Source organism: Streptomyces bambusae, assembly GCF_019400985.1.
GTDB classification, from domain to species: domain Bacteria; phylum Actinomycetota; class Actinomycetes; order Streptomycetales; family Streptomycetaceae; genus Streptomyces; species Streptomyces bambusae_A.
This window is the reverse complement of record NZ_WTFF01000119.1, coordinates 1-20856: the sequence shown is the minus strand read 5'-3', so window position 1 is coordinate 20856 and position 20856 is coordinate 1. Positions and strand designations below refer to the sequence as shown.

Here is a 20856-nt window from a genome sequence, read left to right as displayed (position 1 = left end):
GCCCGGTGGCGGGGCGCCGACCCGACGGCCACCGGCCAGGCCCGGCCACGGCCACGGCCACGGCCAGGAGACCGCCCGGCCCCGCCCAGGTCGCTCAGGGCCGGGTCACCGACGAGACCGGCATCATCCCGACCGGGTCGTACCGCACCCGCGCCCCCGGGTACGGCGCGTGCACCACCTGGCCGTTCCCGACGTACATGCCGACGTGGCTGGCGTCGGAGCGGTAGGTGACGAGGTCGCCCGGGCGGGCCTGGGACAGCGGGACCTGGCGGCCGGCGTGGCGCTGCGCCTGGGAGGTGCGGGGCAGGGAGACGCCGGCCTGCCGGTAGGACCACACCATCAGCCCGGAGCAGTCGAAGCCGGAGGGCCCGGTGGAGCCCCATACGTACGGCCGGCCGACCGCCGAGCGGGCCGCCGCCACGGCCACCGCCGCCCGCCCCGACACCGGGCCGGACGGCGCGGGCAGGTCGGGCAGCACCTCGGCGCGGCCTCCGGAGCGCGAGGCCCGTTCGAACGCCGCGCGCTCCTCGTTCGGCATCGCGTTGAGCAGCTGCCGGGCGGCGGCCAGCTTGCTGGTGACGTCCCGCTTGTGCCGGGCCACGTCGGAGCGCAGTACGTCGAGTTCGGCGAGCTTGCGGGAGGCCTCGTGCCGCTGCTGGCCCAGCCGGCGCTGCTCCTCGCGGAGTTCGGTGAGCCGGTGGGTCTGGCGTTCGGTCAGCCGGCTGAGGGTGGCGGCCTTGTCGAGGTAGGTGTCGGGGTCCTCGGAGAGCATCAGCTGGACGGCCGGGTCGAGGCCGCCCGAGCGGTACTGGGCCCCGGCGAGGGAGCCGAGCACACCGCGCATGGCGTTGATGCGGTCCTGGCCGCGGGCCACCGCGTCCTGGGCCTGCCGTACCTCGTCGCGCAGCTTCCCGGCCCGCTCGTCCGCCTTGTTGAAGGCCTCGGTCGCCTGCTCGGCCTCGTGGAAGAGCCGGTCGACCCGGGCCCGGGCGCTGTCGGCCGGGTCCGCGGGGGCGGCCGGGGCGGCGACGGCGGGGACGCCCGCGAGGGCTGCGGTGGCCGCTGCCGCGGTCAGGACGGTGACCGCGGTGTGCCGGCCGGGGGCCAGGCCGCCGGCCGGGGCCGCGGGCCTGCGATGGGATGCCACGTGACGCCGCTCCCTTCCGCTGCGCGGGGCCCGGGTCCGTCCCCCGTGGACGGCCGTGTGCCGGGTTCCGCGCGGGCAGACAGTAGCCGCGCGACCACGCACCGGCCAACGACCGCCCGGCGGGCCCGTACGCGCGCGCCCCGCCTCTGACGCAGGTCATGGGCGGGGCGCGGGGTCGAGGCGGCGCCGCGCAATTCCCCCGGATGGGCGGTGTACGACGTGCCGCCGGCGGACACACCCGGGAGCGGACGCCCCGCACCCGGACACCCCGCCCCACGAACCCCTCAGATGCGGACCCCGAACTGGAACGGCATGTTGCTGACCGCCTCGTACTTCACGCCGCCGCGCGGGTTCGACGCGTGCAGGACCATGCCGTTGCCCGCGTACAGGCCGACATGGTGCAGGTCGCTGTAGAAGAAGACCAGGTCGCCGGGCTGGAGCTGGCTGCGGCCGATCCGGGTGCCGTCGTTCGCCTGGGTGTAGGTGGTGCGGGTGATGGAGACGCCGGCCTGCTTGTACGCCCACTGGGTCAGGCCCGAGCAGTCGAAGGCGGTGGGGCCTTCGGCGCCGGACACGTAGGCGCTGCCGACCTTGGTCTTGGCGGCGGCGAGGGCGGCCGCGGCCCGGCCGGTGCCCTTCTCGTTGCCGAGGTCGACGCGCGCGCCGTCGGCGCGGCTCGCGCGCGCCTCCTCGTCCCTGAGCTGGGACCGCTCCTGCGCGGTCAGGGTGTTGAGGAGCCGCTGGGCCTCGGCGAGCCGCTCCTGGGTGGCCTTCTTCTTGTCCGCGAGCTCCTTGCGGGTCGCGTCGAGGTCGGCGAGCTTGCCGGAGGCCTCCTGGCGGGCCTGCGCCAGGGAGCGCTGCTTGGCCTGGATGCGCTGGACGGCGTCGACCTGGCGGCCGCTCAACTGGTGCATGAGCGCGGCCCGGTCGAGGTAGTCGTCCGGGTCGTCGGACAGCAGCAGGGCCAGGGAGGGGTCGAGGGCGCCGTCGCGGTACTGGGCGCTGGCCATCGAACCGAGCACCGCACGCAGCTCGTTGAGCTCGCCCTGGCCGCGCGCCACCTGGTCCTGGAGCTGGGTGATCTCCTTCTCCAGCTTCTCCTGGCGCTCCTTGGCCCCGTTGGACTTCTCGGTGGCGTGCTCGGCCTCTTCGTAGAGCTTCTGGACCTGTGCCTTGACCTCGTCCTTGGAGGGCTTGGGCGGGGCGGCGGAGGCTCCCTGGGCGGAGAGCGCGACGGCGGCGGCCGCGGTCGCGGTGATCACGGTCACGCGCGCACGGGCAGGCTGCCTGGGTCGACGGTGGGACGCCACGGGGGCGGCTCCTTATGCCTAATGGCCGCCGGGGCGCACGCGACCGGCAGCGACCTCCGCCGCCACCCCGAATGGGTGATCCGCCGCACGAAGGTTTGGGCAGACCTTAGTGAGGACGCCGTGATCACTTCAAAGGGTGTGGAGAAAAAAATCGCTCTCCGACCAGCTTCTTCACCGTCGATCCACGCTCCGTGGCGACCACTTGACCCTGCGTCCCGCCGCCGGACGGCCAATTCGGGCATCAGGCCCAGGAGTTACGAGACGCGCGAAAGCCGCTTCAGGAGCAAAGCGGACGCTACGGGTCGCGCTCCCGCCTTGGCGACACCGTCGGCCACCTCGCGGTCGGTGGAGACCACGACCACCGGGCGGCCCGGCGGCTCGGCGCGCACCAGCTGGCGGATCAGCTCGTCCGCCGTCACACCGGGCTTGGAGAACAGCACCCGCACCCCGCGCGGCGGCGCCAGCAGCACCGGCGCCGCCAGCTCCGCCCCGTCGAAGACGCACGTCATCTCGGCGCCGGTCTGCGCGGCGAGCATCGACAGCCCGCCCAGCAGCCGCAGGCGCTGCTTCTCCAGCGGCATCGTCGGATAGCCGGTCTTGGTGACGTTGTAGCCGTCGACCACCAGATGCGCCTGGGGCAGTGCCAGCAGCTGGTCCAGCAGCGCCGGGTCGGTCTCCGACAGGGCGCGCGCGGCGATGTCCTTGGGCGTCATCCGGCCCGGCTCCACCGCGTCCACGGTGTCGGCGGGGCGGGTCGAGACCGGCGGCAGCGCCAGCTCCCGGCGCAGCCCCTGGGCCGCGTCGAGCACCGTGTCCAGCAGCAGCCGCAGCCGCATGTCCTCGACGCTGCGGCCCTCCCGGACGGCCCGCCGGGACGCCTCCAGGGCCGACTCGGCCTCGGCCAGGCGGGACTTCAGCCGGCGCGCCTCGCTCTCGGCCGCGCCGACCTGCGCCGAGGCCTCCGCGCGGACGCCGTCCATCTCGGCGACGGCCTTGCGCAGGGCCGCCTCGCCGCGCTTGACGTCGTTGAGCGCGCTGCGCAGCTTGCGCTGAAGCGATTCGGCTTCCTTGCGGGCCGCGTCCAGGTCGGCGCGCAGCTGCTCGCCTCCGGTGCGCTGCTGCTCCCGCAGGTGGGCCAGCTCCTCGCGCAGCCGGTCCAGTTCGCGGCGGGTCTCCTCGTCGGCCCGCTCGGCGTCGGCCCGCTCGGCCTCCTCGCCGGCGGCGGCGACCAGCTTGACCCAGCCGGCGGGGCGCAGCACGTACGCCGCGGCGGCCACGTCCAGCGGATCGGCGGCGGCCGGCGGCGCGCCGGCGTCCAGCGCCGCGGCCAGGTCCGGCTGCGCCTCGCGCAACTTGTCGGCCACGCGGCTGCGGAAGGCGCCGTCGGACTCGACGGCGACGGCCATCGCGTTGCCGGCGAACTTGGCCCGGCGGCTGGGCGTGAAGCGGGCGTACTGGCGCAGCTGCGCCGGGAGGTCGGCGACCGTCAGGCCGCCGAACGCGTCCGAGACGAGCGTGACGACCCGGCGCCGTACGCCTTCGGGCAGGGGGCGGTCGAGGACCTCCGCGGCGTCGCCGGCCGCACCGGCCGGCTCAGCGCCGCTCGCTGGCTCCACAATCCGTCACCCCTACCGTCATTCCTTGCGTGCGGGCCCGCCTCCGTCAGGAGTCAGTACCCGGCCTGTCCACGAGTTCGATCTGGTCCACCGCGTTGCACCAGCGGCAGCGGACCGACTCGATGGTCTCATTGACCACCTCGCGCTCCTCGACCTTCGGCTCCCCGGCGAGGTCCAGGTGGACGTACTCGACGACCTTCGACGAACGGGTGACGTCGAAACGCGTGAGGTTGCCGCAGAGGGTGCAGCGCCACCGGGTGGTGTCGGTCGGCAGGGGAACCGTCATCGGTCGGACTCTCTCCTTCGTCGTTCATTCAATTAAAGCCTTCACGGCTCGGCAGCACGTAACCCTACGGCCTCGACGCACCGGCGCCGCCGGGACGTCCCACATCCACCGGCGGGTCCAGGCGGGTCCGCCGGCCGGCGGCGAGGCGCACCGACCGTGCCCGTCCGCCTACGCCATGCTCTCCCCCATGATCGTAAGACCTGCGAACGGCGCGGCGGCCGCCGTCACCCGGGCCACCGTCACCCACGGGCTGATCGCCGCCTGCTGCGTGGTCTTCCTGATCGGCCCGGCGTCCGGCCTGAACCCGGCCTACGGCACGGGCGACGAGCTGCTCGTCTCGGGCACGGAGTACTTCCGCCGCTGGGGCGTGGTCCCCGACGAGCTCTTCGCGGGCACCGCGCGGGCGCTGCTCACGCCGGCCACGGCCCTGTTCGTGCACGGCGGCTGGCTGCACCTGCTGGGGAACATGCTCTTCCTCCACGTCTTCGGCCGGATGGCGGAGGAGCGCCTGGGCGGCGTGGAGTTCCTGGCCTTCTACGTCGTCACGGGCTGCCTGGCCCTGGCCGCGTTCGCCGCGGCCAACGCCTCCTCCCCGCAGACGCTGGTGGGCGCGTCGGGGGCGATCTCGGCGGTACTGGGCGCCTTCCTGTGCCTCTTCCCCAAGGCCCGGGTGACGAGCCTGTTCCCCTTCCTGTTCTTCCTGCCGCTGCGCTTCCCCGCCTGGGCCGTCCTGCTCTTCTGGTTCGCGCTCCAGGGGGTGGCCGCCCACCGCGCGGACAGCGGCCCGGGCGTGGCGTACCTCGCCCACCTCGTGGGCTTCTCACTGGGCTTCGGCTACGCCTGGGTGCGCTTCCGCCGTGCAAGTAGAGTGAGTCGACCAGCGACGGCCACCGAGGGAGACAGCCAGCCGTGATCACCGCGATCGTGCTCATCAAGACCAGCGTGGACCGTATCCCCGAGATCGCCGAGTCGATCGCCGCGCTGGAGAACGTCAGTGAGGTCTACTCCGTCACGGGCACCTACGACCTCATCGCCCTGGTCCGCGTGGCCCGCCACGACGACCTCGCGGACATCATCCCGGGCCGGATCAGCAAGATCCCCGGGGTCGAGGCCACGGACACGCACGTGGCGTTCCGTACGTACTCCCAGCACGACCTCGAAGCGGCGTTCGCCATCGGCCTCGACGCGTAGCCCGTAGCCGTAGCCGCCCGGCCGGGCCGGGTCAGCCGGCGTCGACCAGGGCCAGGACCTCGCCCAGCCGTGCGAGCAGGGCCGTGCGGTGGGCGGGCGCGGGGTCCCGGTCGCGGTCGACCAGGACGTACAGCGCGCGCAGGGTGCGCACGGTGTTGGAGAACCAGGCGGGTACCGGGCCCCGGCCGAGGGCACGGAAGGCCTCCTCGACGGGCAGCAGCCAGGCCGTGGCGTCCTCCTCGGTGAGGTCCGGGCGGCGCAGCAGCCGCCCCAGCGCCGTGGCGAGCCGGTCGTCCTCCTGCTGGTCGAGCACGTGGTCGGCGGGCACCAGCAGCCGGGCGGCGGCCAGGGCGGGCATCCGCCCCGGCTCGACCTCGGGGCGCAGCCCCAGCGTGCCCAGCAGATCCGCGCCGTGCGCCACGGCGTGCAGCCAGCCGAGCGTGGCGTCGTAGCCGCGCAGGTCGGTCTCGGCGACGTACCAGTGGGCGAAGGCGTCCACCCAGGCCGGCCGGAAGTCCCCCGCCCGTACGAGCATGTTCAGCACGAGCGGGGCGAAGGTGCGGGCCTGCACCTCGCGGTCGCTGAAGCGGATCGCCATCGCGTCGCCGAGGGCGAGGCGGCGCGGGGCGTCGATCACCCCGGTGGATATCCAGGTCGCCAGGACGGAGTACGCCGCCCCGTCCCGGACGGCCGGATCGGGATCGGCCAGGGCCCGGGAGAGGGCGGCGACGAGCTCGTCGAGGGTGTGCTCCGCGGGCACGGCGTACCCGCTCCGTTCGATGCTGTCCCAGTTGATCACGAGCGCACCGTAGGGGCAGGCGGCCGCCCCGCGGCAACCGAATTTCCCCCGCCGGACCGGGTCCGCGAGCGGCGGCCTGCCCGGCCTGCACGGCTCACACGGCCGGCACGCAGCGGCCGTCCTCCGTGCGGTAGCGCCACGCGGCGCCCTCGGTCACCAGCTCGCGCACGGCGCGGACGAATCGCTCCACGTGCTCGTCGGGCGTGCCCGCCCCGAAGCTGACCCGGATCGCGTTCAGCGACCTCTCCCCCGGCGCCGCCTCCGGCGCCCCGCACTCGCCCTGCTCCTGCGGGGCGCTGCCGAGCAGGGTGCGCACCAGCGGGTGGGCGCAGAACAGGCCGTCGCGCACGCCGATGCCGTACTCGGCGGACAGGGCGGCGGCGAAGTGGGAGCTGTTCCAGCCCTCCACCACGAAGGAGATGACGCCGACCCTCCCCCAGCTACCGCTGGGGGTGCCCCCCGCGTCGTCGCCGAACAGCGACAGCACCCGCACCTCGGGCACCTCGGCCAGTCCCGCGCGGACCTTCGCGATCAGGTGCCGCTCCCGGGCGACGAGGGAGTCGAAGCCGGCCTCGGTCAGGGCCCGGCAGGCGGAGGCGATGGCGTGGACGCCGATGACGTTGGGGGAACCGGCCTCGTGGCGGGCGGCCGTGGTGTGCCAGTCGACGTCGACGCCGCCGTCCTCGCGCCGGGCGACCCGGCGGGAGGCGCCGCCGCCCGCGAGGTACGGGTCCGCCTCCTGGAGCCAGTCGGCCCGGCCGGCGAGCACGCCCGAGCCGAAGGGCGCGTACAGCTTGTGGCCGCTGAACGCGACCCAGTCCACGTCGAGTCCGGTCACCGAGACCGGGTGGTGCGGGGCGAGCTGGGCGGCGTCCAGCACGATGCGTGCGCCGTGCGCGTGGGCGGCCGCGGCCAGTTCCCGTACGGGCCACAGCTCGCCGGTGACGTTCGAGGCACCGGTGACGCAGACCAGCGCCGCCGCGTAGGGCTCCCTGGCTGCGAGGGCCCGCTCCAGGATGGTGACGGCCTCGGCCGGGGTGCGCGGGGCGTCGAGGTAGGTGACGTCCGCGTCGCGCCAGGGCAGCAGCGAGGCGTGGTGCTCGGTCTCGAAGACGAACACCCGGCAGCCGGCGGGCAGCGCCCGGGCGAGGAGGTTGAGGGAGTCGGTGGTGGAGCGGGTGAAGACCACCTGGTCGCCGGGGCGGCAGTCGAGGAACTCGGCGACCGTGGCCCGGCTGCTCTCGAACAGGTCGGTCGACAGCTGGGAGAGGTACCCGGCGCCGCGGTGCACGCTGCCGTAGTACGGCGCGTACGCCGCCACGTCGTCCCAGACCCGCTGCAGCGCGGGGGCGCTCGCCGCGTAGTCGAGCGCCGCGTAGGTGACCTCGCCGCCGGTGACGAGGGGGACGGTGACGTCCCGGCCGAGCACGGGCAGCGGCGCGGCGCAGCAGGGGTCGGCGTCGGCGGAGGCCTCGGAGGCGGGGGCCTCTACGGAAACGGCGGTGGCGGAAACGGTGGCGGTGGCGGCGTGCGGGTACGCGGACATGGCGGGTTCTCCCGGGCGGTGACGGCGGAATGGCTTCGACGACCCGTACGCGGACGTGCCGGACCGGTGTCCGGCGCGGTACGGGGGGGTGCCTCGACGCAGGGCCTCACAGCGGCCCGTACGGAGGGTGAAGGAGGGGCGCTACGCGCCTATCGCATTCGCTGGCTCACGGCAGAAAGCTCCTCGATGGACCAGGACCCCTGGTGTCGAGGGGTCCGCGCTTGCCGTAGACCTCGCTGCCTACGGCCCGGTCATCACCCGGGGCACCCCGCCACGGACGGAGGGTTGCCGGACAGCAAGCCGGGGCCGAAACGCTGTCACTCGTGACCTGTCAGGCATCCTGCCACAAGATCCACCGAACGCAAGACCCCGGTCCGCATGCTGGACCGGGGTCGTACGTCGAACAGCGGGCGGCTTACGTTCCGCCCTCGCCCGTGTCAGGCGTTGGTGGCGGCCACCCAGCGCTCCAGCGCCGCCCGGGCCGCACCGGAGTCGATGGATTCGGCCGCGCGGGCGATGCCGTCCCGGATCTGCTCCTCCAGGGTGCCCGAGGACGGGTCGAGGGCCACCAGGGCGGCCGCCGAGTTCAGCAGCACGGCGTCGCGCACCGGGCCCGTCTCGCCGGCCAGCAGCCGGCGGGCCACGTCGGCGTTGTACGAGGCGTCCGCGCCGCGCAGGGCGGAGACGTCCACCAGGTCGATGCCCACGTCACGCGGGTCGAACGGGCGCTCCTCGACCTTGCCGTCCCGCACCCACCACACCTGCGAGGTCGCCGTCGTGGTCAGCTCGTCCAGGCCGTCGTCGCCACGGAAGACCAGCGCGGAGGAACCGCGCTCGGCGAGCACTCCCGCGACGATCGGCGCCACCCGGGCGTCGGCCACACCGGTGGCCTGGGCACGGACCCGGGCCGGGTTGGTGAGCGGGCCGAGGAAGTTGAAGGTGGTGCGGATGCCCAGCTCGCGCCGGGCGGCCGCCACGTGCCGCAGCGCGGGGTGGAACTTCACGGCGAAGCAGAAGGTGATGCCCGCCTCCTCGGCGACCGAGACCACCCGGGCCGGGGCGATGTCGAGGTTGACGCCGAGCTTCTCCAGCACGTCCGAGGCGCCGCTCGCGGAGGACGCCGCCCGGTTGCCGTGCTTGACCACCTTGGCGCCCGTACCGGCCACGACGATGGCCGACATGGTCGAGATGTTGACCGTCTTGGCGCCGTCGCCGCCGGTGCCGACGATGTCCACCGTCCGGCCCGGCACCTCGATCAGATTGGCGTGTTCGTACATGGTGCGCACGAGCCCGTTGATCTCGGCCACGGTCTCGCCCTTGGCCCGCAGGGCCACCGCGAAGCCGGCGATCTGGGCGTCGGTGGCCTCGCCGCGCATGATGCGGTCCATCGCCCACGCGGTGTCGTCCGCGGTGAGGTCCTTGCCGGAGAGCAGGGCGTCGAGTACGGCCGGCCAGGACTGGGCCGCCACGCTGTCGCCGCCTGCCGGGGTCACAACGTTCATGGTCCGCTCCTGGGTCCACAGATCGAATGGGGAAGGATCCCAGCCTATCCAGGTCGGGGGACGGCAAAGAGCCCCGTCCAACGACTGGACGGGGCTCTTGCCGTGGCGATCAGTTTTCAGCCAGTGACGGCCGACCGGAGATCAGTGGTGGCCGTGGCCGGCCTGGATCTCCTTGTACTCGTCCACCGTGGGCTTGGTGATCTGGTTGCCCTCGGCGTAGAAGCCCTTGCTGAGCTTGACGCGCAGCTTCTCCATGCGGCCGGCCTTGCGCTCGACGCCGTTCTCGTCGACGAGCGGGCCGAGCTCGGCCGGCTTGTACTGGTCGTGGGCCGTGAGCGTGTGCAGGCGGGCCTGCGTGAGCGGCTCGTGGACCTCGATGAACTCACCGTGCGGCAGACGCTTGATGATGCCGGTCTCGCGGCCGTGCAGCACCTTGTCGTGGTCCCGGCGCTGGAGACCCATGCAGATCCGCTTGGTGACGATGAACGCGATGACCGGGACGGCGAAGAAGCCGATGCGGACGAACCACGTGATCGCGTTGATCGACAGGTGGAAGTACTGCGCGAACATGTCGTTGCCACCGCCGATGAGGAGCACCATGTACTCCGCGATCCAGGCGACACCGAAGGCCGTACGCGTCGGGGCGTTGCGCGGGCGGTCCAGGATGTGGTGCTCGCGCTTGTCGCCGGTGACCCAGGCCTCGATGAACGGCCACACCGCGATGGCGCCCAGGACCAGCGGGAAGAGCACCAGCGGGATGAACACGCCGAGCACCAGCGTGTGGCCCCACAGGTTGATCTCCCAGCCGGGCATGGCACGGATGAGGCCCTCGGGCATACCCATGTACCAGTCGGGCTGCGCACCGGTGGACACGTGGTCCGGGCGGTACGGGCCGAGCGCCCAGATCGGGTTGATCGTGGCGATCGCCGCGATGGCCGCGATGACACCGAAGACCAGGAAGAAGAAGCCTCCGGCCTTGGCCATGTAGACCGGCAGCAGCGGCATGCCGACGACGTTGTTGTTCGTCCGGCCGGGGCCCGCGAACTGGGTGTGCTTGTGGTAGAAGACCAGGATCAGGTGGGCCACCAGCAGGCCCATCATGATGCCGGGCAGCAGCAGGATGTGGATCGAGTAGAACCGGGCGACGAAGTCGCCGCCGGGGAACTCGCCGCCGAACAGGAAGAACGACAGGTACGTGCCGACGACCGGCACGGACAGGATCGCGCCCTGCATGAAGCGGACACCGGTGCCCGAGAGCAGGTCGTCCGGCAGGGAGTAACCGGTGAAGCCGGTGAACATGCCGAGGACCAGCAGCAGGAAGCCGAAGATCCAGTTGATCTCGCGCGGCTTGCGGAACGCGCCGGTGAAGAAGACGCGCATCATGTGCACGACCATGCCGGCGACGAAGATCAGGGCCGCCCAGTGGTGGATCTGCCGGATGAGCAGACCGCCGCGGACGTCGAAGCTGATGTCGAGCGTCGAGGCGAAGGCCTCGGACATCAGCACGCCCTGCATGGGCACGTACGAGCCGTGGTAGTGGACCTCGTTCATGCTCGGGTGGAAGAACAGCGTCAGGTACACACCCGTGAGGATGATGATGATGAAGCTGTAGAGGCAGATCTCACCCAGCATGAAGGACCAGTGGTCCGGGAAGATCTTGCGCATGTTCGCCTTGGCGAGGCTGTAGATGCCCAGCCGACCGTCGAAGTAGTCGGCCACGCGCTCGCCGGCGGGCGCTTTGCGCTTGCTGTTGTCGGCGGTGCTCATCCGCGCTCCCAGAATGCAGGACCGACGGGCTCCTCGAAGTCGCCGAGCGCCTCGAGGAAGCCTTCCTTGTTCACGCCGATCCGCAGCTGCGGGAGGGCGTGACCGGCCGGGCCGAAGATGACACGGGCGCCGTCGGAGAGGTCGAAGGTGGACTGGTGGCACGGGCAGAGCACGTGGTGCGTCTGCTGCTCGTAGAGGCTGATCGGGCAGCCGACGTGGGTGCAGATCTTCGAGTAGGCCACGATCCCGTCGTGGGACCACTCGAGTTCCTTCTTGTCCTTGATGTCCTCCGGCTGGATCCGGACGATCATCAGGGCCGCCTTGGCGATCTGGACCTGGAAGTCGTGCTGCTCCTCCTCCAGGCCCTCGGGCATGGCGAAGGTCAGCGAACCGACGGCGACGTCCTCGGGACGCAGCGGCTCCATCGTGTTCTGGTTGATGAGCAGCTTGCCCTTGGCCCACAGGGTCTTGCGCAGCTTCTCCTGGGGCAGCGGGCCCAGGTCACGCATGATCACGAGGGCGGACAGCGGCAGCATGGCCAGCGCGCCGATCATCGTGTTGCGGATCAGCGGGCGGCGGCCGATGGCGGACTCGCTGGCACCGTCGGCGAAGTCCTGCATGACCTTCGCCTTGACCTCGGGGGAGGCCTGGATCGGGTGACGCTCGTCGGCCACCTCGACGTCGGACATCAGGGTGCGGGCCCAGTGGACCGCGCCCGCGCCGATGCAGAAGAGCGCCGCGCCCAGGGTCAGGCCCAGGGCGAAGTTGAGGGCGCTCACCTTCCCCAGCGGGAAGATGAACACGATCTTGTCCACCGGGATGGTGACGTACGCGGCGATGAAGCCGATCGTCGCCAGCATCGAGATCGTAAACAGCATGGCCACCGTGCGCTCGGACCGCTTGGCGGCCCGCTCGTCGATGTCCTGGATGCGCGGCTTGTGGGCCGGCAGACCGGGGTCGGCGAACGGGTCGTCCGCGACCGCTACGCCCGCGTGGTGGGCGTCGCCCTGCTCGCTCGGCAGGTGCTTGTCTTCGGGAATGTCTTGGCTACTCATGACTTCTTGGCCTTAGCGGTGTGGGCCGCGACCCAGACGGCGACAGCGATCAGCGCACCCAGACCGAAGATCCAGCCGAAGAGGCCCTCGGAGACGGGGCCGAGGCCGCCGAGCTTCAGGCCGCCGGGGTTCACCGACTTCTCGCCGTTCACGTGCTGGAGGTACGCGATGATGTCCTTCTTCTGCTTCTCCGGCATCGTGCTGTCGGGGAAGGAGGGCATGTTCTGCGGGCCGGTGAGCATGGCCTCGTAGACGTGCTTCGGCGTGACGTCCTCAAGGTTGGGGGCGTACTTGCCGTGCGTCAGCGCACCGCCCTCACCCGTGAAGTTGTGGCACTGCGCGCAGTTGTTGCGGAACAGTTCACCGCCCTTGGCGACGTCGGCACCCGCCGGGTCGTACTGCTTCGCGGCCGGCGTGATCGGGCCGGCGCCGAGGGAGGCGATGTACGCGGCCAGCTGGTCGATCTGCGCCTGGGTGTAGATGTTCTTCTTCTTCGGCACCTGGGCGCCGGGCTGCTGGGCGGGCATGCGGCCCGTGCTCACCTGGAAGTCGACGGCGGCGGAGCCGACGCCCACCAGGCTCGGGCCGTCAGAGGAACCCTGACCGCCGGATCCGTGGCAGCTTGCGCAGCCTACGGCGTAGAGCTTCTGGCCCTCCTCGATCGCGAGGGACTGGGCGGTTTCATCGGCCTGCGCCTTGCCCGCGGGGGCGAAGGCGGCGTACAGCCCCCCAGTGGCCGCCAGCGCGAGGAGTAGAACGACGACCGCCGCCAGCGGATGGCGTCGTCGTGCGGAGAGCTTTTTCACGGATTACCCCGGTGTCAGGATCTTCTGCGTCGGTGTTACTGGATGGGTGCCGGGTCGTGCCCGGCGACGTGTTCGCTACTTGATCAGGTAGATCGTGGCGAAGAGGCCGATCCAGACGACATCGACGAAGTGCCAGTAGTAGGACACGACGATGGCCGACGTGGCCTGTTCGTGGGTGAACCTCTTGGCCGCGTACGTCCGGCCGAGGACCAGCAGGAAGGCGATGAGTCCGCCCGTCACGTGCAGTCCGTGGAAGCCGGTGGTCAGGTAGAACACCGATCCGTACGGGCCGGACGAGAGGCTGAGGCCTTCGTGCTTGACCAGCTCGGTGTACTCGAACACCTGGCCGCCAATGAAGATCGCACCCATGACGAACGTGACGATGAACCACGTCCGGAGCTTCTTCACGTCACCGCGCTCGGCGGCGAAGACGCCGAGCTGGCAGGTGAGGGAGGAGAGCACCAGGATCGTGGTGTTCGTCGCCGAGAACGGAAGGTTCAGGAAGTCCGCCTGACTCTTCCAGTACTCGGCGCCCGTCACCGATCGCAGGGTGAAGTACATCGCGAAGAGGGCCGCGAAGAACATCAGCTCGGAACTCAACCAGATGATGGTTCCGACGCTGACGAGGTTCGGTCGATTGACCGTCGGGTGCGCGTGCCCGGTATCTACTGTCGTTGCTGTCGCCACGACCGACATTATGTCGGTCGCTTATCCGGCCCTCACGCCGGGGGGTGCCGTTCGGAGTGTCCGGGAGGTCTGCACTGCCCGAACGGCCCATCAGACGGCGCCTGGCGCGAGGGTGTCCGAAGCGATGTTGGCGGTACGTGGGACGGAGTAGCATCCCGCGCAGGATTTCCTGACGCGTGGAGGACACAATGCGGGCGACTGCAAGGGTTCTGGTCTACAGCGACGACGCGAGCACGCGGGAGCAGGTGCGCCTGGCGGCGGGGCGCAGGCCGGCCGCGGACCTCCCGCCGGTGGAGTTCACGGAGTGCGCGACGCTGCCCGCCGTGCTGAAGGAGCTGGACCTGGGCGGGATCGACCTGTGCGTGCTGGACGGCGAGGCCGTCCCCGCGGGCGGCATGGGCGTGTGCCGGCAGATCAAGGACGAGATCTTCAACTGCCCGCCCGTGCTGCTGCTGATGGGGCGCCCGCAGGACGCCTGGCTGGCCACGTGGAGCCGCGCGGACGCGGCCGTGACCCTCCCGGTGGACCCGGTGGAGTTCGCCGACGCCCTGGCGGGCCTGCTGCGCAAGCGGCTGGCGATCGGGGCCTGAGGGGCCGGTCCTACGGAGCCTTCGTACGGAGCCCTTCGTGCGGGGCTCTTCGTACGGGGCTCTTCCTGACGGGGCTCGGCGTACGGTCCGTCGTACGCGGCCCGGCGTACGGGTTCCCGGCCGGGTGGCGGGTGCGCCGGCCGGCCGGGAACGCCCGGGGAGCGAGGCTCAGATCTGGGGCCTCAGGCGGGTGGCGTCCACGGCGCTGCGGCCGTCCTGGGTGCCCTTGAGCAGGGCGCTGCCCTCGCGCCAGTCCTTCCAGTCCAGGTTCCAGTCGCCGTAGCCGTTGTCGAAGGGGTCCATCTCCTCGCCGATGCTGTTGACGACGGTGACGAGGTCGCCCTCGGTGATGTTCTCGTAGAACCAGGCGGCGTTGCCGGTGCTCATGCCGGTGCAGCCGTGGCTGACGTTGGCGTAGCCGTGCGAGCCGATGGACCAGGGTGCGGCGTGCACGTATTCACCACTCCAGGTGACGCGCGTCGCGTAGTAGACGGGCAGGTTGTAGTACTCGCTGCCGCCGATGCCCACGGTGTCGCCGCGCATCCGGACGAAGTACTCCTTGCCGAGCACCACCTTGACGCCGTTGCGGGTGGAGAAGCCGGGCTTGCCGGTGGTGACCGGGATGGTGTTGATCACTTCTCCGTTGCGTTTGAACGTGAGGTAGTGCGAGGAGGCGTCGGTGATGACCTCGACCCGGTCGCCGATCTCCAGCTTGAGCGGCTTGGCCGCGGCGCCGTGGAGGTGGTCGCCGATCCGGATGCCCTCCAGATTGCTCCGGACGGAGACGGTGGAGTTCGCCGGCCAGTAGTCCTTGGGGCGGAAGTGCAGCCGGGTGTCGTCCACCCAGTACCAGGAGCCCTCCACCGGGTTGGGCCTGGCGTCCACCACCAGCGCGCGCTCGACGACCGCCCGGGCCGCCTTGTCCTTGACGGGCTCGTTGAGTTCGGCCGTGAGGGGCTGTCCGACGCCGTACTTGCCCTCGTCCGGCCCGAATTCGACCTTGAGGACCTTGTGGGCCGGGGCGGTGTCGAAAGCCATCGTGCGCTGCCCTGGGGCCCCGCGCACGTTCTCGGTGCGCACGGTGACGGTGTAGCGGACGCCGGCGGCCAGCGGGGCGGTGCTGTGCCAGCGGTCGCCCTTGGCCGAGAGTTCGCCCGCCAGGCGCCTGCCGTGGGTGTCCACGACCGAGACGTCGGTGATCCGGGCCTCGGTGCCCTTGACGGTGACTTCAAGCGGCCGGTCGGGGTCGACGGGGCGACTGCCCGCGGCCTGGTTGAGGGCAACCTGATCGGCCGCGTCGTAGGGGCGGGCGGACAGCGGGTTGTCCGCGGACCCGCATGCGGTGGCGCCGGCCCCGAGGGACGCGACCAGCATGGCGCAGCTGAGGACCGTCCAAAGACGCGGAGTGTGCTTCATGGAGCCAACGCTATGAAGGTATGACCATCCCGTCGCGCGGGGTGACTGCAAACGAGGGGCCCGGACTCCTCCGAAGAGGTGTCCGGGCCCCACGCGTGTGCTGCTACCGGGTGTTACTGGTTCTGGTTCTCACCGCGGTAGTACTCGTACACCCAGCCCCACAGGCCGATCACGATGACGGGGGCGGAGAAGTACATCAGCCACCAGCCGAAGATGACGCCCATGAAGGCGAGCGCACCACCGAGGGCCAGGGCCAGCGGCTGCCAGCTGTGCGGGGAGAAGAACCCCAGCTCGCCGGCCTCGTCCGCGATGTCGGCCTCCTTGTTGTCCTGGGCCATCTCGTCCACACGCTTGGCCGTGAAGGCCAGGTAATAGCCGATCATGGCCGTCAGGCCGAAGGTGAGCGCGAGCGCGGTGGTTCCGGCGACTTCCTTCGACCAGACGCCGTACACGACGGTCATGATCAGGACGAAGACGGAGAGCCAGAGGAACATCTTGCCCTGGATCTTCACTTGCCGGCCTCCTTGCCCGCGGTGACGGCCTTGGCCTCGTGGTCCTCTGCGTACTCGAGGGCCGCGATCTCAGGGTGGTGCAGGTCGAACGCAGGGGATTCCGACCGGATGCGGGGCAGGGTGAGGAAGTTGTGCCGCGGCGGCGGGCAGGACGTCGCCCATTCGAGCGAACGGCCGTAGCCCCACGGGTCGTCGACCTCGATCTTCTTGCCGTACTTGGCGGTCTTCCACACGTTGTAGAAGAACGGCAGGATCGACAGGCCCAGCAGGAACGAGCTGATCGTGGAGATGCTGTTCAGCACGGTGAAGCCGTCGGCCGCGAGGTAGTCCGCGTAACGACGCGGCATGCCCTCGGCACCCAGCCAGTGCTGCACCAGGAACGTGCCGTGGAAGCCCACGAACAGCGTCCAGAAGGTGATCTTGCCCAGGCGCTCGTCCAGCATCTTGCCCGTGAACTTCGGCCACCAGAAGTGGAAGCCGGAGAACATCGCGAAGACCACGGTGCCGAAGATGACGTAGTGGAAGTGCGCGACGACGAAGTACGAGTCGGAGACGTGGAAGTCCATCGGCGGCGAGGCGAGGATGACGCCGGTCAGACCACCGAAGGTGAAGGTGACCAGGAAGCCGACGGCCCACAGCATCGGGGTCTCGAAGGACAGCGAGCCCTTCCACATGGTGCCGATCCAGTTGAAGAACTTCACACCGGTCGGGACCGCGATCAGGAAGGTCATGAAGGAGAAGAACGGCAGCAGCACACCGCCGGTGACGTACATGTGGTGCGCCCACACCGTCACCGAGAGGCCGGCGATGGCGATCGTCGCCGCGATCAGACCGATGTAACCGAACATCGGCTTGCGCGAGAAGACCGGGATGACCTCGGAGACGATGCCGAAGAACGGCAGCGCGATGATGTACACCTCTGGGTGTCCGAAGAACCAGAAGAGGTGCTGCCACAGCAGTGCGCCACCGTTGGACGGGTCGAAGATGTGGCTGCCGAACTTACGGTCGGACTCCAGCGCGAACAGCGCCGCCGCGAGCACCGGGAAGACGATGATCGCCAGCAGGGCGGTCAGCAGCACGTTCCAGACGAAGATCGGCATCCGGAACATCGTCATGCCCGGAGCGCGCATGCAGATGATCGTGGTGATGAAGTTGACCGAGCCGAGGATGGTACCGAAGCCGGACAGGGCCAGACCCATGATGCCCATGTCGGCGCCGATGCCGGGCGAGTGCACCGCGTCCGAGAGCGGCACGTACATGAACCAGCCGAAGCTGGGCGCGCCACCCGGGGTGAGGAACGCGGCCGCCGCAATCAGCGAGCCGAAGAGGTACAGCCAGTAGGCGAACATGTTCAGCCGCGGGAACGCCACATCGGGCGCGCCGATCTGCAGCGGCATGATCCAGTTCGCGAATCCGGCGAACAGCGGCGTCGCGAACATCAGGAGCATGATCAGGCCGTGCATGGTGAAGGCCTGGTTGAACTGCTCGTTCGAGATGATCTGCGTGCCCGGGCGGGCCAGTTCGGCACGCATGACCAGCGCGATCACACCGCCGACGCAGAAGAACGCGAAGGCCGTGATCATGTAGAGCGTGCCGATGGTCTTGTGGTCAGTGGTGGTGAGCCACTTCACGACCACGTTGCCGGGTCGCCTGCGCCGTACCGGCAGCTCGTTCTCGTAAGAGTCTTCAGCTGCCGCGGCACCCTGGGGTTCGTTGAGGATGCTCACAGTTGGTTCGTCTCCGCGTTACGGGCCGGATCGGTCTGCTTGATGCCGGCCGGGAGGAAGCCGGTCTGCCCCTTCTTGGCAAGCTCCTGGAGGTGCTTCTTGTACTCCTCGGGGGAGACGACCTTGACGTTGAAGAGCATCCGGGAGTGGTCGGTGCCGCACAGCTCGGCGCACTTGCCCATGAAGACGCCTTCTTCGTTCGGCGTGACCTCGAAGACGTTGGTGTGGCCCGGGATGACGTCCTGCTTGAACAGGAACGGAACCACCCAGAAGGAGTGGATGACGTCGTTCGACGACAGGATGAAGCGGACCTTCTCACCCTTGGGCAGGTAGAGGGTCGGACCGGGGTAGGTCTTGCCCTTCGCCGCCATGTCCGGGTTCACATCGGCCGGGGTGCCCTTCTCGTAGACGCCCTCGGCGCCCGCGGGGAACTCCTTGGTGTAGCGGTCCGGGATGGAGACGAGCTCCTTCGGGACCGCGTCGGCCTTCGGCGTCTGGGCGTCGCCGTCGACGTTCTCGATGTAGTTGAAGCCCCAGCTCCACTGGAAGCCGACCACGTTGATGGTGTGGGCGGGCTTGGAGAGGGCGAGCAGCTTCGACTCGTCACGCGCGGTGAAGTAGAAGAGCACCGAGACGATGATGAGCGGGACCACGGTGTACAGCGCCTCGATGGGCATGTTGTACCGAGTCTGGTGAGGGATCTCCACCTTGGTGCGGCTGCGCCGGTGGAAGATGCACGCCCACAGGATCAGACCCCAGACCAGGACGCCCGTGACCAGGGCGGCTGCCCACGACCCCTGCCACAGGGAGAGGATGCGCGGCGCCTCCTCGGTGACCGGGTCGGGCATTCCGAGGTTGGGGAAGTCTTTATATGTGCAACCAGTGGCGGTCGCCAGAACCGCGCCCGCAGTCAGCGCCTGCAGCAGCTTCCGCCGCATCGGGCGCCGCGGCGAGCGGTCGGAGCCGTAGGGACTCACGTAGCGCCTTCCCGAGAGTCTCGGCCCGCGCGACCGGCTGCGGCCGTCTTTGCGTGTCGGTCGCCGGCCCTGACGCGGGCAGGGGTTTGGATGTTTATGCGGACCAAACCCTACTGGACGCTATTTGGGGTCGCGCGGGGAGGGTGCCCAACGCGCCGCTACTGCCCCCGAAGGGGTGGCTCGGCCTTACGGGGGACGGGCCCGGCGGCCCTGAACGGCGGCCTCCGCCAGCCGTCTGACGCCCCCTGACCTGCCGTGCCCTACGGTGACGGAATGCCGTACTTCGACGTCGCGTCAGCCGCCCCGCTGCACCCGGTGGCCCGTCAGGCCCTGCAGGCCTCCCTCGACGAGGGCTGGGCCGACCCGGCCCGGCTGTACCGTGAGGGCCGGCGGGCCCGGCTGCTGCTCGACGCGGCGCGGGAGGCGGCGGCGGAGGCGGTGGGCTGCCGGCCGGACGAACTCGTCTTCACTCCTTCGGGGACGCACGCGGTTCACTCGGGCATCGCGGGGGCCCTGGCCGGACGCCGCCGGGTCGGCGGTCACCTGGTCGTATCAGCGGTCGAACACAGTTCGGTACTCCATGCGGCGGAAGTGCACGCGGCGCACGGCGGGACGGTGGAGCAGGTCCCGGTCTCGCGGACCGGTGCGGTCACGCGCGAGGGCTACGAGCGGGCGCTGCGCCCGGACACCGCGCTGGCCTGCCTGCAGTCGGCCAACCACGAGGTGGGCACGGTGCAGCCGGTGGCGGAGGTGGCCGAGGCGTGCGCGGCGGCCGGGGTGCCGCTGCTGGTGGACGCGGCGCAGTCGCTGGCGTGGGAGCCGGCGCCGGCCGGCTGGTCGCTGGTCGCGGCGAGCGCCCACAAGTGGGGAGGCCCGCCGGGCGTCGGGCTGCTGGCCGTGCGCAAGGGGGTCCGCTTCGCGCCCCAAGGCCCGGCCGACGAGCGGGAGTCGGGCCGGGCGCCCGGCTTCCCGAACCTGCCCGCCGTGGTGGCGGCCGCGGCCTCGCTGCGCGCCGTAAGGGCGGAGGCGCAGGAGCAGGAGCAGCGGCTGCGGGTCCTGGTGGACCGGCTGCGCCGGCGGGTGGCCCGGCTGGTCCCGGACGTGGAGGTGGTCGGCGACCCGGACCGCCGGCTGCCCCATCTGGTCACGTTCTCCTGCCTGTACGTGGACGGGGAGAGCCTGCTCCACGAGCTCGACCGGGCCGGTTTCTCCGTGTCGTCCGGTTCGTCCTGCACGAGCTCGACCCTGACGCCCAGCCATGTGCTGCGGGCCATGGGGGTGCTGTCGGAGGGGAACGTCCGCGTCTCGCTGCCGCTCGGCACCACGGCCGCGGAGGTCAACGCCTTCCTGGAGGTGCTGCCGGGGGTGGTGGCGGGCGTACGCGAGAAGCTCGGCGTCCACCCGGCCGCGGCCGTCCCGCCGGTGGCCTCCTCGGTGGAGGTCGACGCGCTCGGGCTGCTGTGCCCCCAGCCGGTGATCGAGCTGGCGAAGGCGATCGCCGCGGTGGCGGTGGGCGGCACGGTCACCGTCCTGTCGGACGACGAGGTGGCCCGGCTGGACATCCCGGCGTGGTGCGCGCTGCGGGGCCACGAATACCTGGGCGAGGCCCCGGGCCCGGGCGGCGGCGTGACGTACACGGTCCGCAGGCTGGTCTGACCGGGGCTCCGAGCAAGGCGCTACCGCGCCCCTGGGGCTCCGCCCCAGACCCTCCCCCAGACTTCGTCCGGGGGTACCCCCACGCCTCAAACGCCGGCGGGGCTGGAATTGCCCTCCTGGCCACCCCACCGCCCCCCGGGGTGCCGCCGGCGGCCACCGCCAACCACCACCCCCCCCCGCGGCCGCCGCCCCCTCCACACCCCCCCCGCCGCAGACTCCACCTCCCCACCCCCCCCGCTGTCTATTGCCGGGGGGCCGCGGGCCGG

19 protein-coding genes and 1 riboswitch are annotated in these 20856 nt (G+C 70.9%); of the genes, 4 read left to right on the top strand and 15 right to left on the bottom strand.

Features of this window, described 5'->3' with window-relative positions:
- Window positions 1–94 precede the first annotated feature (94 nt).
- From GPJ59_RS18000 to GPJ59_RS17985, 4 genes are all read right to left on the bottom strand, one after another.
- Window positions 95–1147: a C40 family peptidase gene (locus GPJ59_RS18000; protein WP_219668210.1), complete on the bottom strand. Its 1053-nt coding sequence runs from the start codon at window positions 1145–1147 to the stop codon at window positions 95–97.
- A 284-nt stretch (window positions 1148–1431) separates the two neighbouring features.
- Window positions 1432–2457, bottom strand: coding sequence for a C40 family peptidase (locus tag GPJ59_RS17995; protein ID WP_219668209.1), 1026 nt, complete (start codon window positions 2455–2457; stop codon window positions 1432–1434).
- A gap of 254 nt (window positions 2458–2711) precedes the next feature.
- Window positions 2712–4076 (bottom strand): NYN domain-containing protein, encoded by a 1365-nt coding sequence (locus GPJ59_RS17990; RefSeq protein ID WP_219668212.1) that lies wholly within the window; start codon window positions 4074–4076, stop codon window positions 2712–2714.
- Between the two features lie 43 nt (window positions 4077–4119).
- The gene (locus GPJ59_RS17985; protein WP_030291802.1) at window positions 4120–4359 is read right to left on the bottom strand and encodes a hypothetical protein; all 240 of its coding nucleotides are present in this window, start codon (window positions 4357–4359) and stop codon (window positions 4120–4122) included.
- A 187-nt stretch (window positions 4360–4546) separates the two neighbouring features.
- On the opposite strand from GPJ59_RS17985, the gene GPJ59_RS17980 reads away from it, so the two are divergent.
- Window positions 4547–5272, top strand: a complete 726-nt coding sequence (locus GPJ59_RS17980; protein ID WP_219668208.1) for a rhomboid family intramembrane serine protease — start codon at window positions 4547–4549, stop codon at window positions 5270–5272.
- Window positions 5269–5550 carry an Lrp/AsnC family transcriptional regulator gene (locus GPJ59_RS17975; RefSeq protein WP_114057247.1) on the top strand — a complete coding sequence of 94 codons (282 nt, stop codon included), beginning with the start codon at window positions 5269–5271 and terminating at the stop codon, window positions 5548–5550. Before GPJ59_RS17980 ends, GPJ59_RS17975 begins: the two co-directional genes overlap by 4 nt.
- A 31-nt stretch (window positions 5551–5581) precedes the next feature.
- Here the strand turns inward: GPJ59_RS17975 and GPJ59_RS17970 are convergent, their stop codons facing one another.
- From GPJ59_RS17970 to ctaE, 7 genes are all read right to left on the bottom strand, one after another.
- Window positions 5582–6349, bottom strand: coding sequence for a DUF2785 domain-containing protein (locus GPJ59_RS17970; protein ID WP_219668207.1), 768 nt, complete (start codon window positions 6347–6349; stop codon window positions 5582–5584).
- Between the two features lie 94 nt (window positions 6350–6443).
- Window positions 6444–7895, bottom strand: a complete 1452-nt coding sequence (locus tag GPJ59_RS17965; protein ID WP_219668206.1) for an aminotransferase class V-fold PLP-dependent enzyme — start codon at window positions 7893–7895, stop codon at window positions 6444–6446.
- Window positions 7896–8107: 212 nt separating this feature from the next.
- Window positions 8108–8224, bottom strand: a riboswitch (SAM riboswitch).
- Between the two features lie 108 nt (window positions 8225–8332).
- A complete protein-coding gene (gene trpD / locus GPJ59_RS17960; protein WP_219668205.1) occupies window positions 8333–9397 on the bottom strand; it encodes an anthranilate phosphoribosyltransferase in 1065 nt (354 codons plus the stop codon).
- Window positions 9398–9538: 141 nt separating this feature from the next.
- A complete protein-coding gene (gene qcrB / locus GPJ59_RS17955) occupies window positions 9539–11164 on the bottom strand; it encodes a cytochrome bc1 complex cytochrome b subunit (RefSeq protein ID WP_219668204.1) in 1626 nt (541 codons plus the stop codon).
- Window positions 11161–12219, bottom strand: coding sequence for a cytochrome bc1 complex Rieske iron-sulfur subunit (gene qcrA / locus GPJ59_RS17950; protein WP_219668203.1), 1059 nt, complete (start codon window positions 12217–12219; stop codon window positions 11161–11163). Before qcrA ends, qcrB begins: the two co-directional genes overlap by 4 nt.
- Window positions 12216–13025 (bottom strand): cytochrome bc1 complex diheme cytochrome c subunit, encoded by an 810-nt coding sequence (gene qcrC / locus GPJ59_RS17945; RefSeq protein WP_219668202.1) that lies wholly within the window; start codon window positions 13023–13025, stop codon window positions 12216–12218. Before qcrC ends, qcrA begins: the two co-directional genes overlap by 4 nt.
- A 75-nt stretch (window positions 13026–13100) precedes the next feature.
- The gene (ctaE, locus tag GPJ59_RS17940) at window positions 13101–13721 is read right to left on the bottom strand and encodes an aa3-type cytochrome oxidase subunit III (protein WP_219668201.1); all 621 of its coding nucleotides are present in this window, start codon (window positions 13719–13721) and stop codon (window positions 13101–13103) included.
- A gap of 179 nt (window positions 13722–13900) precedes the next feature.
- Here ctaE and GPJ59_RS17935 point away from each other — a divergent pair, with 179 nt between their 5' ends.
- Entirely contained in the window at window positions 13901–14302 is a 402-nt protein-coding gene (locus tag GPJ59_RS17935; protein WP_219668211.1) for a hypothetical protein, read from the top strand.
- Window positions 14303–14470: 168 nt separating this feature from the next.
- Here GPJ59_RS17935 and GPJ59_RS17930 read toward each other — a convergent pair whose 3' ends face one another.
- The 4 genes from GPJ59_RS17930 to ctaC form a co-directional block, all read right to left on the bottom strand.
- A complete protein-coding gene (locus GPJ59_RS17930) occupies window positions 14471–15718 on the bottom strand; it encodes a L,D-transpeptidase (protein ID WP_219668200.1) in 1248 nt (415 codons plus the stop codon).
- 113 nt (window positions 15719–15831) lie between these two features.
- Window positions 15832–16230 (bottom strand): cytochrome c oxidase subunit 4, encoded by a 399-nt coding sequence (locus GPJ59_RS17925; RefSeq protein WP_219668199.1) that lies wholly within the window; start codon window positions 16228–16230, stop codon window positions 15832–15834.
- Window positions 16227–17957, bottom strand: coding sequence for an aa3-type cytochrome oxidase subunit I (gene ctaD, locus GPJ59_RS17920; protein WP_219668198.1), 1731 nt, complete (start codon window positions 17955–17957; stop codon window positions 16227–16229). The genes GPJ59_RS17925 and ctaD overlap by 4 nt, the downstream gene beginning before the upstream one ends.
- Window positions 17954–18934, bottom strand: a complete 981-nt coding sequence (gene ctaC, locus GPJ59_RS17915; RefSeq protein WP_219668197.1) for an aa3-type cytochrome oxidase subunit II — start codon at window positions 18932–18934, stop codon at window positions 17954–17956. The genes ctaD and ctaC overlap by 4 nt, the downstream gene beginning before the upstream one ends.
- 273 nt (window positions 18935–19207) lie before the next feature.
- Here ctaC and GPJ59_RS17910 point away from each other — a divergent pair, with 273 nt between their 5' ends.
- Window positions 19208–20590, top strand: a complete 1383-nt coding sequence (locus GPJ59_RS17910) for a cysteine desulfurase/sulfurtransferase TusA family protein (RefSeq protein ID WP_219668196.1) — start codon at window positions 19208–19210, stop codon at window positions 20588–20590.
- Window positions 20591–20856: the final 266 nt, after the last annotated feature.

Excerpts from the sequence above, each read along its gene's own strand:
- GPJ59_RS17985 (WP_030291802.1), bottom strand. The coding sequence starts at position 4,359 with ATGACGGTTCCCCTGCCGACCGACACCACCCGGTGGCGCTGCACCCTC.
- ctaE (WP_219668201.1), bottom strand. The coding sequence starts at position 13,721 with ATGTCGGTCGTGGCGACAGCAACGACAGTAGATACCGGGCACGCGCAC.
- GPJ59_RS17910 (WP_219668196.1), top strand. The coding sequence starts at position 19,208 with ATGCCGTACTTCGACGTCGCGTCAGCCGCCCCGCTGCACCCGGTGGCC.
- GPJ59_RS17930 (WP_219668200.1), bottom strand. The coding sequence starts at position 15,718 with ATGAAGCACACTCCGCGTCTTTGGACGGTCCTCAGCTGCGCCATGCTG.
- qcrB (WP_219668204.1), bottom strand. The coding sequence starts at position 11,164 with ATGAGCACCGCCGACAACAGCAAGCGCAAAGCGCCCGCCGGCGAGCGC.
- trpD (WP_219668205.1), bottom strand. The coding sequence starts at position 9,397 with ATGAACGTTGTGACCCCGGCAGGCGGCGACAGCGTGGCGGCCCAGTCC.
- qcrA (WP_219668203.1), bottom strand. The coding sequence starts at position 12,219 with ATGAGTAGCCAAGACATTCCCGAAGACAAGCACCTGCCGAGCGAGCAG.
- GPJ59_RS17935 (WP_219668211.1), top strand. The coding sequence starts at position 13,901 with ATGCGGGCGACTGCAAGGGTTCTGGTCTACAGCGACGACGCGAGCACG.
- GPJ59_RS17980 (WP_219668208.1), top strand. The coding sequence starts at position 4,547 with ATGATCGTAAGACCTGCGAACGGCGCGGCGGCCGCCGTCACCCGGGCC.
- GPJ59_RS17965 (WP_219668206.1), bottom strand. The coding sequence starts at position 7,895 with ATGTCCGCGTACCCGCACGCCGCCACCGCCACCGTTTCCGCCACCGCC.